This window comes from Staphylococcus sp. GW821-FHT11H10, assembly GCF_058807855.1.
Genome location: NZ_JBXARC010000001.1, coordinates 136,095 through 155,558, shown reverse-complemented (window position 1 = coordinate 155,558; position 19,464 = coordinate 136,095). Strand labels below are relative to the sequence as shown.

The window sequence follows — 19,464 nt, the reverse complement described above, 5'->3', positions numbered from 1 at the left end:
GCATATAACATGAAGGGGACTAAAATAATTAGCTATAGAATTCAAAATCTTTTGAGAATTCTTTAAAACTTTGAATTGACACATTTTCTATCAATTATAAAGTTTATATTATTTTTAAAGTGTTTTCTTATAATTCTCTAAATATTCGAGCGCTCTGTTAGCTTGTGCCTCGTAACGCTCTTTTTTATCTTTAATACGCTTTTCAAGTGAAGGTAATAAACCAAAGTTAGCATTCATAGGTTGGAAGTTCTTTTCATTTTTAGCATGTGAGATGTAATATGCCATACTACCTATCATTGTTTCTCTTGGGAATATTACTTCACCTTTATCAAGTAATTTGTGAGCTAGGTTAATCCCAGCAACAAGTCCACTTGCTGCACTTTCAACATATCCTTCAACACCAGTCATTTGACCTGCAAATTGAATTCGATCTTCTTTAATCAATTCATACTTTTCATTTAACACGTCAGGAGAGTTAATAAAAGTATTTCGATGCATGACACCATATCGAACGATATCTACATTTTCTAAACCAGGGATAAGGCGAATGACTTCTTTTTGAGCGCCCCATTTTAAATGAGTTTGGAAACCAACAATATTATATAGCGTTCCAGCTGCATCATCTTGTCGTAATTGAACGACAGCAAATGGACGTTTACCTGTTTTTGGATCTTCAAGGCCAACAGGTTTCATAGGACCAAATAATAGTGTTTTGCGTCCACGTTCAGCCATTACTTCAAAAGGCATGCATCCTTCGAAATATTTTTCTTTTTCAAATTCATTTGTTGGTGCAACTTCTGCTTCAAGTACTGCATCATAAAAGCGATTAAATTCTTCTTCTGTCATAGGACAATTAAGATAGGCGGCTTCACCTTTATCGTAACGTGATTTTAGATACACTTTATCCATATCAATCGATTCTTTTTCAATAATTGGAGCAGCTGCATCATAAAAATAAAGTTGATCCTTACCTGTAATATCTACGATTTCTTTAGCTAAATTTTCTGTAGTTAATGGACCAGTAGCAATAATTGTATATCCTTCAGGGATACTATTAATTTCTTCATTAATAACAGTAACATTAGGATGATTTCTTAAAGTTTCAGTGATATAACCAGAAAAATCATGTCGATCAACTGCTAATGCACCACCGGCAGGAACTCTTGCTTTGTCAGCAGCAGAGATAATTAGTGAGTCTAATCTTCTCATTTCTTCTTTTAATACACCCACACCATTCGTTAATGCATTGCCTCGTAGTGAGTTTGAACATACTAATTCAGCAAATTTATCAGTATGATGTGCTGGCGTTTGTTTAACTGGGCGCATTTCAATTAAATTCACTTTGATGCCTCGTTGTGCTAATTGATAAGCGGCCTCTGAACCAGCTAGTCCAGCGCCAACAATATTTACAGTTTGACTCATGGTTTTCCTCCTTCAATTTTTATCTATTTTTGAACTTCTTCTTTATAGTCACAGTTAGAGCAAATTACTTGTGAACTACGTCCTTTCTTATGTTCCATTAAATAATGATTACATTTAGGACAATCACGACCTACAGGTTTGTCCCAAGAAATAAAGTCACATTCAGGATAGTTTGAACAACCATAGAAAAGTCTATTTTTCTTAGATTTTCTTTCAACGACATCTCCATCTTTGCATTTAGGACATGTCACGCCTATTGTTTTCACTATTGCTTTCGTATTTCTACAATCTGGGAAGTTTGAGCACGCCATAAACTTACCATATCGCCCCATTTTAATAACCATAGGAGAGCCACAAACTTCACAATCTTCGCCGGCAGGTTCATCTTTAATTTCAACTTTTTCCATTTCTTCTTCAGCACGTTCAACGTCTAATTTGAAACTTCCATAAAAGTTATCAATTACTTTTCTCCAACCAATATCTCCTTCAGCAATTTTATCCAATAGTGTTTCCATATTTACAGTAAACTCTACATCAATTATTTCTGGGAAGTAATCTTTTACTTGTTCATAAACAATTTCACCTAATTCAGTAGGTACGAATCGTTTACTTTCAAGTTTTACATAATTTCGTTTTTGTATTGTGTCAATCGTAGGTGCATAGGTAGACGGTCTACCGATTTTTAACTCCTCTAACGTTTTAACTAAACGAGCTTCAGTATAACGTGGTGGTGGTTGAGTGAAGTGTTGTGCTGGCTCTATTTGAGTTGCAGTGACTTCATCACCTTTACTTAAGTTAGGTAATTTATTTTCTTTTTCATTATCTTTATCGTCTTTGGCTTCTACATAAAGCGTCATGAAACCTTTAAATTTGATTGTTTGACCATTCGCTCGGAATTTAATGTTGTTTTGGGTAACATCTAAAGCAACTGTGTCTAAAATAGCTGGTGCCATTTGACTTGCTACAAATCTTTCCCATATTAACTTATACAATCGATGCTGATCTCTAGTTAAGTATGCTTTCATTTCATAAGGTGTACGTAAAGTACTTGTTGGTCGAATTGCTTCGTGGGCATCTTGGTCACCCTGTTTACCCTTAGCAGTTCTATTAGAAAGATAATCTTTACCATACTTATCTTCAATATATTGTTTCGCTTCGTCTTTAGCGGTTTGTGATATACGTGTAGAGTCAGTTCTCATGTATGTGATTAATCCAACTGTACCTTGTCGTTTTAAATCAATACCTTCATATAATTGTTGCGCGAGCATCATAGTTTTACGCGCTTTGAAATTTAATTTACGAGCTGCCTCTTGTTGTAATGTTGAAGTGGTAAATGGATTAGCAGGATTTCTAGTTTTTTCTTTTTTATTAACATTTGTAATTTCAAATTTGTCTCCATCTAATTCAGCTGTAACTTTTTCAACATCTTTTTTTGTTTTTAATTTAAATGGTTTATTTTTATAATGAAGAAACTTAGCAGTAAATTTAGATTTCTTATATCTAAACTCACCTTCTATAGACCAATACTCTTCAGGCTTAAAGTTACGAATCTCATTCTCTCTATCTATTACTAATCTTAAAGCTACAGATTGAACTCGCCCTGCAGACAGCCCCTTTTTCACTTTCTTCCATAATACTGGTGAAATATTATATCCAACTAATCTATCTAATATACGGCGTGCTTGTTGTGCATCGACTAAATCCATTTCTATGCCACGAGGATGCTTAAAACTTTCTTTTACCGCATCTTTTGTAATTTCATTAAATACTACTCTGTTTTCTTTTGAATCATCAAGTTCTAAAATTTTTGATAAATGCCAAGCAATCGCTTCACCTTCACGGTCAGGGTCACTCGCAAGAAAGACATTTTTTGCTTTCTTAGCATATTTCTTTAAGTCTTTAACAACTGGACCTTTACCGCGTATCGTAATATATTTCGGTTCATAATTATCTTCTACATCGACACCCATTTGACTTCTTGGTAAATCTCTAACATGTCCCATAGAAGCTATAACTTTATATTTTTTACCTAAATATTTTTCAATGGTTTTCGCTTTTGCAGGCGACTCAACTATGACTAAATTATCTGCCAAAGTGAATTCCCCCTTGCTATTTCAATTACTAAAGATAAATGATAAACGGTCAATTTTGTTTTTGTCAATGTTTAAATTCTATTAACGTGCATTTTAAACGCTTTTTAATATTATTTTTAGCTATCAATTAGAATTAAATATAGATTTTTATTACTCTAGAATGAATCATTAATGATATCTATTTATAATCACATAGAATATCATCAGCTGAGGTTACAATCATCGCACCTTCTTGAGCTCGTTTCAAATTACCTTTAGTTAGTGGATTAAATATTGAACCTGGTAATACATATATATTTCTATTTTGGTCTAATGCGCAATCAATTGTAATTTGACTACCGCTTCTAACACTTGCTTCAGTTATTAAAACCCCTTGTGAAAGACCGCTTATCAAACGATTGCGTTGCGGAAAGTGATATCGCCTAACACTAGTGAATGGCGGATATTCACTAATAACTAAACCTTTTACTTCAATTATGTTGCGTAATTTTTGCGTTTCTCTAGGGTAATGCATCATATGACCAAAACCTAAAACAGCTATAGTAGGTAATTGATACTCTATAGCAAAATGATGTGCAATGCTATCAGCACCTTTTGCCAAACCGGAAATAATGGTTAGTGGAATTTGTTTAAATTTAGGAAATAAGTATTGCATGGCTTTAGCTGAGTACTCTGTTGCATTTCTTGAGCCCACCACACCTAATGTATTGGGGGATGTTAATAATTGGGGGTCACCTTGGTAAAATAGGACAAACGGATAATCATAAATTTCTTTTAATAGTCGAGGATAATTAGCGTTAAACGGTGTTACAAAACTTATCTTGTGTTGATTCAAAAATGACAAAATTTCTTTATCATTTAAATGATTATATCTATCAATAAAATCACCTTTATGAAATAACTTGTCCCAATTTTTTATTGAATCTATTTGATCAGTATAAGAGAATTTAAAAAATTCAGGATTTAATTTTAATAAATGATGAATATGTTGGGTCGTATAACCTAACCAAATTAATTTCAAAAGTAATATGTTGTTGTTAGTCATGAAGTCGTCTCCTTTAACAACATTATAAGACAAATATTTAGTACACCACATTTCAATTAAAAGACATTTGAGGGAAAAATTTAATAACTTTTAATGAGTAATTTTAATATTGAATTATGTAAACAATCCACTCTCTCAATTCAAACAAAAATCTGAGACCCTTAAAGCCTCAGAATTTTTTATATTATATGACGTTAGCACTAGCTATATCATTACACTTACTTTTGATATAATTTATAGAGCAATTTATTTACTGGCTTAATAAAATTACCAACATATTCTTCTACAAACGCATTGAATCCTTTTTTAAATTGTTGAACACCATAATCTTCTGCATCTTCACCAAAGTCGCCAGTTATACCGTAGAAATTATAACGCTCTATTCCTTTCTCTTTTGCGTATCTTATCATATCCCATTGTAGACAATAGGCTCCCATAAATTCATTGTATTTAGGATTAGAACCACTTGATAAATAGTACATTTCGTGATTGTTATAAATAAACAATGCAGCAGCTAAATCAAGTAATGTACCATCCGTAATGATTAATTGTTCAGTTTTTGCTATTTTTTTATTAAGGCTCTCTAGTTGTTGATTTAATTGGTGATATTTTGTTTTTGTCTTTTTTGAATTAGCATTCACTTTTAATGATTGTTTAATTTCAGTCACTTTCTCTTCTAATTCTATCGCTCGTTGCTTTAATAAATTTATATACTTATTTAAATCAATATAAGCTAACTTCATACATGCTTTATCACCATAAATTTCAAGCATTTGTTTAAAATAAGGTTCTTCTTGAAAATGAAAACCATGTTTTTCTTCAGCCATGTGATACAGTCGATAAAATCTATTCGTTTCTTTAATTGATAAAGTTTTAATTTGCACACCCATTTCAATTGTCTTCATAATGTTACGTCTAGTTTGATATGACATATCTTTTAATAATTGTTGTTCACTTTTATCTTTTAAATCTAATATAGAATGCCATCTTATTTGACTCATAGCTGAATAGCCAGTTGTAAAACCTTGGTGTTGGTATCCTAATTTATTCATCACCTTGAACCACTGTTTATTGTTAAAGTGTTCTATAATCTCACCATCAGCACTTCTTATATTCTCCAAGACATAAGGGTCAACTAATATGAAAACACCTCTTCGCATACTTACATAATGCGTTAATTTTTTAAAGAAAAATTCTACTAACGCTAAATTAGTAAAATCCATCACTGGTCCTCGATGGGTATAAAAGTATTTAAACACCTTAAATATACGAGCATCAGTTAATAAACAGGCAGCAACAACGTTACCGTTTTCTTTAACACCGACAATATGAACCCCACCTGCACGATTTATTCGATAATCATATAAATCCATCGACTGTGTATAATGAGAAAATTGTTGTTCTACAAATGATCTATATTCGTTAATGTTCAATTTAGTAAATTTCATTTTTTGAGCTCTCTTTCATTTATTGATGTTTTGTTCATTGATTATTTCTAAATGAAAGAAAATAATTATCTGTGTTGTTTTAATATCATGATGTTTACTCCTTAATACTTATTTATAATTAGAATATCACTATTCAATAAAATTGTTAATAAATTTTACAAAACTATATATAAAAACACAAAAAACTAGACTCTTTAACAATTGATGTTCTCCATTCGAAATTAATAAATTTAATATCAACTTCGAATAGAGACTGTCAATAAGAGTCTAGGCAATGTTTAATTAGAATTTAATCAAATTTACTTAATTGTTAATAATTCTTCGTAAATGCCAGCTTCTTTAGCTGCTTCGATTAATGTAGTACCAATTTCTGAAGGTGTGTCCGCAGTTTTAACACCACATTCATTTAATGTTTTAATTTTTTCATCTGCAGTACCTTTACCGCCAGAAATAATCGCACCAGCGTGACCCATACGTTTACCTGGAGGGGCTGTTTGACCTCCAATGAAGCCAATAACCGGTTTAGTCATATTAGCTTTAATCCATTCCGCCGCTTCTTCTTCAGCAGTACCACCGATTTCACCAATCATTACAACAGCTTTAGTATCTTCATCTTCATTAAACGCTTTAAGTACATCGATAAAGTTAGTACCGTTGACAGGGTCGCCACCAATACCTACAGCTGTAGTTTGACCAATGCCTTCTTCAGTTAATTGATGAACCGCTTCGTAAGTTAACGTACCAGAACGTGATACAACACCTACATGACCTTTTTTATGGATATATCCTGGCATGATACCAATTTTACATTCATCAGCAGTAATAACACCTGGGCAGTTTGGTCCAACTAAACGTGTTTTTCTTCCTTCTAAGTAACGCTTAACTTTAACCATGTCAACAACAGGAATATGTTCAGTGATACAAATAACCATATCTAAATCTGCATCTGCTGCTTCCAAAATAGAATCTGCTGCGAATGGCGCCGGAACATAAACTACAGATACGTTAGCACCTGTTTCTTCTTTAGCTTCAGCAACAGTATTATATACAGGTACACCTTCAACAACTTGTCCACCTTTACCTGGTGTTACCCCTGCAACAATTTGTGTACCATAATCAAGCATTTGTTTTGTATGGAAAAGGGCAGTAGACCCTGTAATACCTTGTACCATTACTTTAGTATTTTTATCTATAAATACACTCATCTTAGTGTTCCCATCCTTTCCTTACGCTTCTTTAACAAGCTTAACAATTTTTTGAGCGCCTTCAGCCATTGTAGCTGCTGGTTCAATTGCTAAACCTGATTCGTTTAAGATTTCTTTACCGCGTTCTACATTTGTACCTTCTAAACGAACTACTAATGGTAAAGTTAATTCAACTTCTTTAACTGCTGCTACGATACCTTCAGCAATAACATCACATTTCATGATTCCACCGAAAATGTTTACAAAGATACCTTTAACATTGTCATCACCTAAGATGATTTTGAATGCTTCAGTAACTTTTTCTTTTGTAGCGCCGCCCCCTACGTCTAGGAAGTTAGCTGGATTTCCACCAAAATGATTAATAGTATCCATTGTAGCCATCGCTAAACCAGCACCATTAACCATACAACCAATATCTCCATCTAATGCAATATAAGATAAGTCATATTTAGATGCTTCAATCTCTTTAGGATCTTCTTCTTCTAAATCACGTAATTCTTGGATATCTTTATGTCTGAATAATGCATTGTCATCGAAGTTGATTTTAGCATCTAAAGCTAAAACTTCACCTTCACCAGTAGTAACTAATGGGTTAATTTCAACGATAGAACAATCTTTTTCGATAAATACATTGTATAAAGAAATTAAGAATTTCGCTGCTTTATTAATAGATTCTTTTGGAATATTAATATTGAAAGCAATACGACGCGCTTGATAAGGTGATAAACCAACAACTGGGTCGATTGTTTCTTTAAAGATTTTTTCTGGTGTTTTAGCAGCTACTTCTTCAATTTCAGTACCGCCTTCTTCTGAAGCCATTAAAGTAATACGATCAGTTGCACGGTCAATTACAAAACCTACATAATATTCTTTTTGAATATCGCAACCTTGTTCAATATACAAACGTTTAACTTCTTTACCTTCAGGTCCAGTTTGATGTGTAACTAATTGTTTACCTAATAATTCATTGGCATAAGTTTCAACCTCAGATAATGATTTAGCAATCTTAACTCCACCTGCTTTACCTCTACCCCCAGCGTGGATTTGTGCTTTAACCACATAAATCTCTGTGTCTAATTCTTTAGCCTTTTCCACTGCTTCTTCAGCAGTAAATGCAACTCGTCCTTCTGGAACGGCTACGCCCATAGAACGAAATATTTCTTTACCTTGATATTCGTGGATATTCATCTTCCATCCTCCTACTTCTTAGGTTAAGTTCAGTTATAATTATAGAAAATGAAAGCGCTATTGTAAACTGAAAGTGTTCCACTTTTTGCAATTAATTTAAAATTCAAATAATTACGTCATAGATTTGATTGGTTCAAAGCTTTTACGATGATAAGGTGTAATACCGAGTTTATTTAGGCCATCTAAATGTGCTTTAGTTCCGTAACCCACATTTTTCTCAAATTCATATCCTGGATATTCATCTGCAATCTCTTTCATTAAATCATCTCTGTACTCTTTTGCCATTATACTTGCTGCAGCAATAGACACACTCTTTGCGTCGCCTTTAATAATAGATGTTTGAGGAATTGTTGTATCTAAAGACATTGCATCTATTAATAAATGATCTGGACGATTTACTAATTGACTCAAAGCTCGATTCATTGCTACTTGAGTTGCATTATATATATTCAATTCATCGATCTCTTCTGGACTAGCTAAACCATAGGCATACTCCAACACCCCATCTTTAAGCTTTTTATTAAGTATTTGTCTTTTACTCGCTGTTACTTTTTTAGAATCATCAAGTCCTAAATAGCGATGCCCTTCATTTAAAATCACCGCACATGCAACAACAGGACCTGCTAACGGACCACGTCCAACCTCGTCAATACCACAGATTAATGCTTGAGGATTGTTATTCAGCAACTCACTTTCAAATTTATTCATTGTATTGTAATGGTCTAAAATTTCTTGTTCTTTTAAAAGTTGTTTACGACGTCTTGTAATAGCTTGTTGTATCCCTTTACGAACGTCTTGATTTAATTCATGTTGTTCTAAAACTTCAATTGAGTTAATTTCAGACAATATGTGCTTTGCTTCATTAATTGTTTGTGTCATTATCTAATTCACTCTTCATTTCTGAATATAAGTCAAAACTGTATGTTCCAATTTTGGCATTTCTAACGTCATTAATTATCAGTTCAATAACCGCTTCGTAATCTACTTCATTGCCTCTTTGTAAAAGTCCACGTCGACGTCCAATTGCATCAAACCATTCTAATATTTCAGCATCTGCAGATACATCAATCTTATAATGTTGCTTAAAACCTTCTAAATCATGGTTAATTAAAAACTGTAAACCATAGATAGCAACTTCATCTAAATGTACAATACTGTCTTTTATTGCGCCAGTTAAACTTAATTTTTTACCAACAATTTCATCTTCAAATTTAGGCCATAAAATTCCAGGTGTATCTAATAATTGTAGAGATTGCCCAACTTTAATCCACTGTTGTTGTTTGGTTACACCTGGTTTATTACCAGTTTGTGCAATATTTTTACGTGCTAATTTATTAATCAAAGTTGATTTACCAACGTTAGGTATGCCAACAATCATTGCTCTAATTGCTCTAGGTTTAAGTCCTTTAGCCTTCTCACGTTCAAATTTTTCTTTTGTTGCTGCTATAGCTGCAGTTTCTACACCTTTTAAATTTTTGCCATGCTTAGCATCTACTGATACAGGATAATATCCTTTATCTATAAAGAAGCTTTCCCATTTCTGCATTTCATTTAAATTGGACATATCTTTTTTATTAAGAATAACTACGCGCGGTTTTTGTTTGATTACTTCATCAATCATTGGGTTACGAGAACTATATGGAATACGTGCATCAACTAATTCAAATACAACATCTACTTTTTTTAATTGTTCTGTTACCTCTCGTTTAGCTTTTGCCATATGTCCTGGATACCATTGAATTGCCATTAATTGTCACCTTACTTTCGATATATTTTAATTCAACCTGTTGATTATAATTGAATTTTTATTTGAGAGCCACTTTTTTTCTAAGTTCATCATTTATTTTATCATTCATTAAATAAAACGATAAAGTACAATAAGTTTATAATGTCAGAAAAGCATAATTACTTTTAATCGCACAATCAATCCCCTACAATTTAAATATACTCTTACAATTATAATCCTATCGCTTAGAGGTAAGTTATGAAGAAAATATTAATATATATATGTATATTCTTAACTCTGTCTTTCTTAGGACATAGCTATATTATTTATCGCTTTATTCACGACGGCGTATTATTTACAGGACCCAACGATGGTATCGAACAGATGATACCTATTCAAATGTTTCTATTTGATAAATGGAGCGTTGGCAATCTTTTTTATGCTACTGATTTTGGTCTAGGTGGAGATTTTTTTACGGATTTAAGCTATTATTTCTCAACAAACATACTATTTATTATTAATGTACTATGTATCATTCTATTAAAAACATTTATACATATAAATACTCAGGGATTACTATTTTGGATGGTAAATGCGCTAGTTATTTCCACTATTAAAGCTGCATTAGCGATGTATTGTACCTATCTTTATAGTAAATTTATTTCACGTAATACTTGGATTAGTATTATTATGGCATTTCTATTTGTTATGTCGCCGCTTTATTATCGCTTTACTGTTTATTGGCCATTCTTTAGTGATGTTTTTATTTGGATGCCATTGTTACTATTTTCTATAGAACGCACACTTCAAAAACAAAAGTTTGGTCTATTTATAGTTACAATTACACTAATAATGATAAATAATTTCTACTTTGCATATTATCTTTGTCTTATAGGTGCAGGTTACATACTTCTTCGAATAATTTTTAAACACTCTAAAGATATTATTCCACGTGGCAAAGCTTTACTATTATTTGCTATCAGTGCCATTTTAGGGTTAGGTAATAGTTTATTTATGTTCTTCCACGGTGTTCAAAGTTTTTTAAATAACCGTCGTGTCCCTTTTTCAGGAACAGTAAATACCTTCGAAAAGCTAGATATTAACACAAATATCTTCTTTGATAATTATTTAATCGTATTGCTATTTCTAACTATTCAAGCATTATTATGTATTAAACTTTATAAACACTTTTATTATCGCTTATTCGCAATTTTAACTCTCGCATTTATTCTATTAAGCTTTGTACCATTTATCGATCAATTGTTTAATGGATTTTCTGCACCACAAAAACGTTGGCATTTTATATTGTCTTTTAATTCAGCAATATTAATTGGTCTATTTCTAAAATATTTTAGAACACTAAAAATCAAATCATATTTAATTAGTAATATTATTGCTGAAATTATCATTTTCGCTAGTGCTATTACATATCATAAATTTGTAGCTTGGCTTGTACTTGTACCAATCGTTTCTTTAATAGGGTTACTTATTTTAATTTTAAAAGATAGACGTTATCGCATTAATCTAAGCTATATATTCGGTATTTCTATAATCTTACTCAATTTAATGGTTTCTTTCGTATTTATTAAAAATCAAATTTATTTTAAAGATCATCAAGAACGAGCTAATACATTTTATATTAATTCAAGTTTATATAGTTCAGACTTACAGCGTTCATTAGTTAATACAATGAAGAATAGTAAGCGAGAAGATGAACGTATCGATTGGCGAGTGAATGAGCAAGATAACACACCTATGTACCAACACTTTAAGGGACTAAGTTTATATTCAAGTATCTTCCATCATAATATTCTCGATTACTATTATGATGCACTAAAGATTAATCTTGCCGAGGAGTCACTAAGTCGCTATCAATCAATAAATGGTCGACAAAATATAGCGAGTCTTTTCTCAGTACGTTATATGATGCTTAAAGATTATCAAGGAAATTTACCCCCCTATTTTAAAAAGGTTAAAACAAGTGGACAATATTCTATCTATGAAAATACACTTACTTTGCCGAGTGTTAAAGTTACGAAAAATGTTTATAATAGTAAATCTTTAAAAACAGCTATAGATCGTGAGCATGCGATGTTAAATGGTGTGATCATGGATAATGCAGGAAAATCTTTCAAACAACCAGCATCTAATTTACTATCAAAAGTTGATATGCAACAACAAAATATTAAGCGAATTGGAAAAAATCGCTATAAGGTCATTGGTGGCAAAGGTGGTACTATAAAATTACATCTTCCAAAACAAATACGTGATAAATATGATGATTTTTATTTAACGATGAAGATTAAGAGAGGTAATCCAGATAGTAATTACACTGTCGCTATTAATAATTACGCTAATCATCGATTGTTTAATAATTCTACCTATCGAACAGGTGTAGACACTCAACTTTATCGCACTCAACCAGATAAAAATGGTGATATCACTATTACCCTTTCGCCTGATGGTGAATTTTATGTCGATTTACAACAATTAAATGGCGAGAATTATGATACGCTTAAAAAGGTGCATGATAATGCTAATTTTGATACAAGTTATCATGATATTAAAAATGGTATACAAGTCCAACTCAGTCACCATGAGAGTGGTGTAGCCTCAATAAACATTCCTTATCGAAAAGGAATGCAAGCGTATGTTGATGGTCAACCTGCAAAAATCCAAAAAGTAAATTATATGATGACCGGTGTTCCAGTCGACAAAAATGCAAAACAAATTGTCATTAAATATCAACCTCCTTACTGGAATACTATGATATTCATTTCATTAATGAGTATGATTCTTAGTGCTATTTTTGTAAAAATTTTTAATTCAAAAAAACGAAAGATGAGGAAGTAAATTGATTAAAAAAATATGGTCTAAACCCTTATGGACGTTTGGTTTCATTTTCATCATAGCTAATATCGTAACACTAACCATTTATTATCCATTTATCCGGGATTACATAAAAGATGGCGTGGTATTTAGTGGCTCTGGTGATGGTTTTAGACAAATGATGCCGTTCCAATTATATTTATATGAACACTTCACACAATTAAAAGGATTTTACGATCATTCATTTGGACTAGGCGGAGATTATGTTAAAGGGTTAGCCTATTATTATTCCCTTTCACCAATCATGTGGGTCAATTTTATTATTGTATGGATCGGTGAACATATATTCCATTGGCAACCGCAAAACATTCGCTTTTGGCCAACAAATCAATTAATTGTTGCTTATGTACGAACAATAATTACTTTTATTTGTGCATTTTATTATTTTAGATATTTAAAGTTAAGTTCTACACCTCTGTTGATAGCAACAATTTTATATGGGGCATCAACAGTAGTGTTATATTACAATTTTACTTGGTCATTTTATGGAGATTTGTTAATTATATTGCCATTATCATTATGGGGAATGGAACGTTTCTTTCAACGAAGAAAGATAGGTTTGTTCATCTTTGCGGTGGCAATCACACTATTTTCAAATTTTTACTTTACTTATTATCAAGCCATTGTGTTAGGTATTTATTTTATATTACGTGTCGTATTCCAATATCGCCATGATATCGTATCTCGTTGGCAAAAATGTTATTTACTAATTATAGGGGCTATGTTTGCGCTCCTATCAAGCATATTAGGTTTTTACACTGGTGTATCATCTTTCCTAAATAATGATCGCCAACAAAATTCTGATTTCAACATCTCTCTATTTACTGATTTAACTAAAAATAATTATTATATATTTTCAAATGGCTTTTATGTAACAATATCACTTATTGCATTGGTGGCTTTATTAACGCCAAAGTTATATAAACACTATTACTATAAAATTTTTGCTATTATAACGTGGTTCTTACTTATTGGTTCATTATCACAGTACTTTGATAGTGCTTTTAATGGATTCTCATTACCACAACGACGTTGGGTTTATTTCTTAGTGTTATCTACAAGTGGACTGATTGCTTTATATATTCATCACTTATCAGAGTTGACTATGAAACAGTTTCTATTTGCAGCTGTGTCCGTATTTATTGCTGGTTTGTGTAGGTATATCATAGCTGACAACTTTGTAGATTGGATGGTAATTGCTTTAATTATCATCGTTGTGCTAGGAATATTTATCTATCGCAAATCTTTACTAAAACAACCAATTATTATGTTATCGTTGATTGTGCTATTTTTCGGTCAACAAATTATAATGACACATGATTCAAGACAAAGAACGATAGACCCATATTCAACGACAATCAATACATTGAGCGATCCTTCATACTATAATGATACTACTGCTAAAAAAATTAATTCTATCAAAGAACATCATGATGATCCATTTCATCGTATTGATTATATGTCGGCATATGCATTAAATTCTCCTTTTCTTTATCACTACAATGGTATTTCGCTATACTCAAGCATTTTTGATGGAGGAATTTTGAAATATTATGATAAATTAATGCAAATTAATATGCCCGTTGATAAAAATAGTACGTATCGCTTTTTAGGAAATCGTGCAAACTTAACTGCTTTATGGAATGTTCAAGATCGACTACGTCATCCTGAAGATCAAAATATGACTTACGGTTTTGAAAAGAAAGATATGATATTGAATGGTAAAAATACGCTTATCCATTCTAAAAACATGATTGACTATCCATCAGCTCATGTAACTAATCATATATATAATAGTGATGATTTAAAGTCACCTTTAGATCGTGAACAAGCTATGTTAAAAGGGATCATATTAAACGACAATTCAGAAAAAGCTAATACTTCATTTAAACCTAATAAAAATCTTTTAACCGAGTCAAAAATGTCTACAAAAGATGCGACTTGGAAAAATCAAAATCATCTTAAAGTACACAAGGATAATGGTGGAGTTACATTAAAATTACCTGAATCTGTCGCGAATCAATATAAAGATATGTACGTAGAAATGGATGTTGAACTACTTTCTCCTGACAAAGCGCATTCTGTAAGTGTTAATGAATATTCGCAAAATCGAAATGAACTGAGCTACAAATATCGTCGTTTAGTTACACCAGTTACAATGCGTGTTAAAGCATCTGATAAGCTAAATATTCATCTATCTAAAGGGAATTATCGTTTATCTGTGAAAGGTATTTATGGCGAGGACTACAGCACACTTAAAAAAGCTTCAAAAGAATTAACACCTGTGAAAGTTAAAGATATGAGAAATGGTTATGTCGTCAAGAAACCTAAGAACGCAACAGGATATGTCATTTTACCAACTGTATATGCAAAAGGTATGCATGCGCAAGTCGATGGGAAAGAAGTACCTGTTCACCAAGCTAATGGTATCATGACAGCAATACCAGTTAATAAAGGAGATAAAGTGATTAAACTCACATACACACCTCCTCAATTCTATCTACTTGCTATTATGAGTTTCATTGGTGTTATCGGTAGTATATTATTTAGTTTATGGGTTAAGAAAAAACGATAAATTAAGATAGTTAATAAATTAAACTTTAATTGTTTTAAATGTGAATAAAAATAATAAAGCTTCCAATCTCAACTTGAAAGAAGAAGATTGGAAGCTTTATTTGTAAGACAAACGTTGTATCTAATCTCTGTCTTATTATTATACTCAGTTTGCTGATTAACGAATTTCTTGGATTCTAGCAGCTTTACCACGTAAACTACGTAAGTAGTATAATTTAGCACGACGTACTTTACCACGACGTTTAAGTTCGATTTTTTCGATTTTTGGAGTGTGTAATGGGAATGTACGTTCCACGCCTACACCTGAAGAAATTTTACGAACTGTGAAAGTTTCAGAAATTCCTCCACCACGACGTTTGATTACAACACCTTCGAATACTTGGATACGTTCACGTGAACCTTCTACGATACGTACGTGTACACGTAAAGTATCACCAGTACGGAATGTTGGTAAGTCTGTACGTAATTGTGATTTTGTAACTGCTTCGATTAACTTATGATTACTCATTGATATACTCTCCTTCAACCTATGTTCTTGCCTAGACATTCATATAGCAGCGGATCATAGTGATAATTAGTGTCTTTTCACACTTGATATATATTAGCATAATACTAATTGTTTTTCAATTGCTTTTTATAGCTTTCTATAAATTTTTCATCGTCTTCTGTTAAAGGATATCGATCAAGTAAGTCCGGTCGCTTATGATAAGTACGGATTAATTTTTGTTCATGTCGCCATTGTTCAATATTTGCATGATTACCTGATAATAATACATCTGGAACGGTCATATTTTCAAATTCTCTTGGACGCGTATATTGAGGGAATTCTAATAGACCATCTGAGAACGAATCATCTTGATGTGATTGTTGATTTCCTAATACACCTGGTATTAATCGCACAATCGCATCTGTCATCGTCATCGCTGGCAATTCTCCTCCAGTTAATACATAATCCCCAATTGAAATTTCATCCGTCACTAGGTGCGTTCTTATACGTTCATCATAACCTTCATAATGTCCACAAATAAATACGATATGCTCAGCTTCGCTTAATTCTTGTGCAATTTCTTGTGAAAAAGGTCTACCTTGAGGACACATTAAAATGACACGCGTTTGATCAGTTCGTTGTAAATCTTTCATAGCATTGAAGACTGGTTCAGGTTTTAGGACCATACCCTGTCCACCACCAAATGGGTAATCATCCACTTGATTATGTTTATTAATGGCATAATCTCTAAAATTCACAGTATTCACACTAATGATTTCTTTATCCTGTGCCCTTTTTAAAATGGAGTGATTGAGCACGCCATCAAACATCTCAGGAAATAAAGTTAAATAATCAATTTTCATTAATCTAACAACCCTTCCATAGGTGTTATACGAATCGTTTTATTTTCAATATCAATTTCTTTAACTACATCAGCTATATAAGGAATGAGATATTCCTTTTCTCCTTTAACAACCCAAACATCATTTGCACCTGTTTCAAAAATATTGATAACTCTGCCGATAGGTTGATTGTCATTATCAAATACAGTACTTCCAATGATGTCAGAGTAGTAATATTCATTTTCAGCTAATTCAATATCTTCATGATCGCGTTCTTGGTACAAATAGTCACCTTTATATTGTTCGACGTCATTAATGTTATTTATTCCCTCAAATTTCAACATATGAAATCCTTTATGAACACGGTAAGATAAGACCGTCAATTGTTCTTCATGATTTTGATGATTTACCGTCAATACTTCACCTGGTTGGAAACGGGTATCCGTAAAATCGGAATTAGATTTCACTTTAACTTCACCTTTAATTCCATGTGTATTTACGATTTGACCAACTTCAACTTGCATATTTGCACCTCATTTAATCCATTAATGTCATTTTGTTTATCATATCATGATTTTTCAGTATTTAAAAAGGCGCCATCAGTTGGCGCCTCTATTACTTTACTTATAAAGTTTAATCTAATTATTTAGCGTGTTTTTGTTCATCAAAAGTTTTTAAAATACCTTGTTTAGATAAGATATTATGAACTGTATCAGTTGGTTTAGCACCGTCTTTTAACCATTTTAATGCTAATTCTTCATCAATTTTAACTTCTGGAGCATTAACACTAGCTGGGTTGTAAGTACCGATTTGTTCGATAATACGACCATCACGTGGTGAACGTGCGTCTGCTACTACGATACGATAGAATGGATTTCTTTTTGAACCTAAACGAGTTAAACGAATTTTAACTGCCATATATAAAACTCTCCTTTATATCTTTTACTTTTTATTTTCTACAAGAAATAATATTAACAGTAACTTGATATTTTGTAAAGACTTTTTTCTTTACCAAATCTAGGTTTTTTTAAAACCGTAGATTTGGTTATGGACTAGCTTTAGCTAGGCCGAACCTTTTGCTAAATGTTTGGTAGTACATTTATTTTTTCAATAAACATCAAAATATCGAACACTATTTGAGAAGCGTTCGATATTTTCACTTAATTAAAATGGTAAGTTCATACCTTTTAACATATTTTCCATTTGACTACGTTTACCTTTTTTACCTTTACGTCCAGCGCCACTGAATTGCTTCATCATTTTCTTCATATCATTAAATTGTTTCATCAAGCGATTCACTTCTTGTAGTGAACGCCCAGAACCTTTGGCGATACGTTTTTTTCTTGAAACATTTAGTACTGCTGGGTTTTCTCTTTCACTTGGTGTCATAGACTGGATAATTGCTTTAATATGGTCAATTTGCTTTTCATCCATATTTAACTTATCCATGCCTTTCATCTTATTCATTCCTGGAATCATTTTCATGATGTCATCAAGTGGGCCAAGATTTTTAACTTGATCCAATTGTTCAAGGAAATCGTCCAATGTGAACGTAGAATTACGCATTTTTTGTTCTAAATCTTTAGCTTTTTCTTGGTCAACATCTTGTTGTGCCTTTTCAATAAGACTTAAAACATCTCCCATACCAAGTATACGAGAAGCCATTCGCTCTGGGTGGAACAGTTCAAGTCCATCCATCTTCTCACTCATACCAACAAATTTAATTGGTTTTTGAGTTACTGAACGAATAGATAAAGCAGCACCACCACGAGTATCTCCATCTAATTTAGTCAACGTAACACCAGTAACGTCTAATTGGTCATCAAATGATTGAGCAACGTTAACAGCGTCTTGCCCAGTCATAGCATCTACAACTAACATGATTTCATTAGGTTTAGAAATTTCTTTAACTTCTTGAAGTTCATTCATTAACGCTTCATCAATATGCAAACGACCTGCTGTATCAATGATTACAAAATCTAAATGTTCTTCTTTGGCATGTTTTAATGCATTTTCAACGATTTGTTGCGGTTTAACTTGGTCCCCTTCACTATAAACAGGAACGTCAAGTTGTTTACCTACCGTTTGTAATTGGTTAATTGCCGCTGGACGATAAATATCCGCTGCAACTAACATTGGCTTTTTATTATATTTTTTACGCATTAATAATGCTAGTTTACCGGCTGTTGTTGTTTTACCTGCACCTTGTAAACCAACCATCATAACAACAGTAGGTGGCTTGTTTGCCATTTTAATCGTTGAGTTTTCGCCACCCATTAATTGAGTTAATTCATCTTGTACAATTTTAATGACTTGTTGACCAGGTGTTAATGATTGCATTACATCTGATCCTAAGGCACGATCTGACACTGTCTTAACAAATTCTTTAACTACTTTAAAGTTTACATCGGCTTCTAATAATGCTAATCGTACTTCACGCATCATTGCTTTAATATCCGCTTCAGTAACTTTACCTTTACCACGCATTCTCTGTATCGTAGCTTGCAAACGATCAGATAATCCTTCAAATGCCATATCAATTGCC

General features: G+C 32.3%; 15 protein-coding genes. 2 read left to right on the top strand and 13 right to left on the bottom strand.

Annotated features, from left to right (window positions below):
- Positions 1 to 114: 114 nt before the first annotated feature.
- The 8 genes from trmFO to ylqF form a co-directional block, all read right to left on the bottom strand.
- Positions 115 to 1,422: an FADH(2)-oxidizing methylenetetrahydrofolate--tRNA-(uracil(54)-C(5))-methyltransferase TrmFO gene (gene trmFO / locus AC1RRU_RS00840; RefSeq protein ID WP_011275949.1), complete on the bottom strand. Its 1,308-nt coding sequence runs from the start codon at positions 1,420 to 1,422 to the stop codon at positions 115 to 117.
- A gap of 23 nt (positions 1,423 to 1,445) precedes the next feature.
- A complete protein-coding gene (topA, locus tag AC1RRU_RS00835) occupies positions 1,446 to 3,515 on the bottom strand; it encodes a type I DNA topoisomerase (protein ID WP_011275950.1) in 2,070 nt (689 codons plus the stop codon).
- 178 nt (positions 3,516 to 3,693) lie between these two features.
- Positions 3,694 to 4,560: a DNA-processing protein DprA gene (dprA, locus tag AC1RRU_RS00830; RefSeq protein ID WP_011275951.1), complete on the bottom strand. Its 867-nt coding sequence runs from the start codon at positions 4,558 to 4,560 to the stop codon at positions 3,694 to 3,696.
- A 218-nt stretch (positions 4,561 to 4,778) separates the two neighbouring features.
- Positions 4,779 to 6,008, bottom strand: coding sequence for an aminoacyltransferase (locus AC1RRU_RS00825; protein WP_011275952.1), 1,230 nt, complete (start codon positions 6,006 to 6,008; stop codon positions 4,779 to 4,781).
- A gap of 299 nt (positions 6,009 to 6,307) precedes the next feature.
- A complete protein-coding gene (gene sucD, locus AC1RRU_RS00820) occupies positions 6,308 to 7,213 on the bottom strand; it encodes a succinate--CoA ligase subunit alpha (RefSeq protein ID WP_011275953.1) in 906 nt (301 codons plus the stop codon).
- A gap of 21 nt (positions 7,214 to 7,234) precedes the next feature.
- Positions 7,235 to 8,401 carry an ADP-forming succinate--CoA ligase subunit beta gene (sucC, locus tag AC1RRU_RS00815; RefSeq protein ID WP_011275954.1) on the bottom strand — a complete coding sequence of 389 codons (1,167 nt, stop codon included), beginning with the start codon at positions 8,399 to 8,401 and terminating at the stop codon, positions 7,235 to 7,237.
- Between the two features lie 111 nt (positions 8,402 to 8,512).
- Entirely contained in the window at positions 8,513 to 9,280 is a 768-nt protein-coding gene (gene rnhB / locus AC1RRU_RS00810; RefSeq protein WP_011275955.1) for a ribonuclease HII, read from the bottom strand.
- Positions 9,264 to 10,148, bottom strand: coding sequence for a ribosome biogenesis GTPase YlqF (gene ylqF, locus AC1RRU_RS00805; RefSeq protein WP_011275956.1), 885 nt, complete (start codon positions 10,146 to 10,148; stop codon positions 9,264 to 9,266). The genes rnhB and ylqF overlap by 17 nt, the downstream gene beginning before the upstream one ends.
- Positions 10,149 to 10,385: 237 nt before the next feature.
- On the opposite strand from ylqF, the gene AC1RRU_RS00800 reads away from it, so the two are divergent.
- Both AC1RRU_RS00800 and AC1RRU_RS00795 read left to right on the top strand, forming a co-directional pair.
- Positions 10,386 to 12,980 carry a YfhO family protein gene (locus AC1RRU_RS00800; RefSeq protein WP_011275957.1) on the top strand — a complete coding sequence of 865 codons (2,595 nt, stop codon included), beginning with the start codon at positions 10,386 to 10,388 and terminating at the stop codon, positions 12,978 to 12,980.
- Between the two features lies 1 nt (position 12,981).
- Positions 12,982 to 15,591 carry a YfhO family protein gene (locus tag AC1RRU_RS00795; RefSeq protein WP_011275958.1) on the top strand — a complete coding sequence of 870 codons (2,610 nt, stop codon included), beginning with the start codon at positions 12,982 to 12,984 and terminating at the stop codon, positions 15,589 to 15,591.
- Between the two features lie 156 nt (positions 15,592 to 15,747).
- Here the strand turns inward: AC1RRU_RS00795 and rplS are convergent, their stop codons facing one another.
- The 5 genes from rplS to ffh all read right to left on the bottom strand — a co-directional run bounded on the left by rplS (position 15,748) and on the right by ffh (position 19,454).
- The gene (gene rplS / locus AC1RRU_RS00790) at positions 15,748 to 16,098 is read right to left on the bottom strand and encodes a 50S ribosomal protein L19 (RefSeq protein ID WP_011275959.1); all 351 of its coding nucleotides are present in this window, start codon (positions 16,096 to 16,098) and stop codon (positions 15,748 to 15,750) included.
- A gap of 104 nt (positions 16,099 to 16,202) precedes the next feature.
- A complete protein-coding gene (trmD, locus tag AC1RRU_RS00785) occupies positions 16,203 to 16,940 on the bottom strand; it encodes a tRNA (guanosine(37)-N1)-methyltransferase TrmD (protein ID WP_011275960.1) in 738 nt (245 codons plus the stop codon).
- Positions 16,940 to 17,443: a ribosome maturation factor RimM gene (gene rimM, locus AC1RRU_RS00780; RefSeq protein ID WP_011275961.1), complete on the bottom strand. Its 504-nt coding sequence runs from the start codon at positions 17,441 to 17,443 to the stop codon at positions 16,940 to 16,942. Before rimM ends, trmD begins: the two co-directional genes overlap by 1 nt.
- A gap of 118 nt (positions 17,444 to 17,561) precedes the next feature.
- Positions 17,562 to 17,837 carry a 30S ribosomal protein S16 gene (gene rpsP / locus AC1RRU_RS00775; protein WP_011275962.1) on the bottom strand — a complete coding sequence of 92 codons (276 nt, stop codon included), beginning with the start codon at positions 17,835 to 17,837 and terminating at the stop codon, positions 17,562 to 17,564.
- A 246-nt stretch (positions 17,838 to 18,083) separates the two neighbouring features.
- Positions 18,084 to 19,454, bottom strand: coding sequence for a signal recognition particle protein (gene ffh, locus AC1RRU_RS00770; RefSeq protein ID WP_011275963.1), 1,371 nt, complete (start codon positions 19,452 to 19,454; stop codon positions 18,084 to 18,086).
- Positions 19,455 to 19,464: the final 10 nt, after the last annotated feature.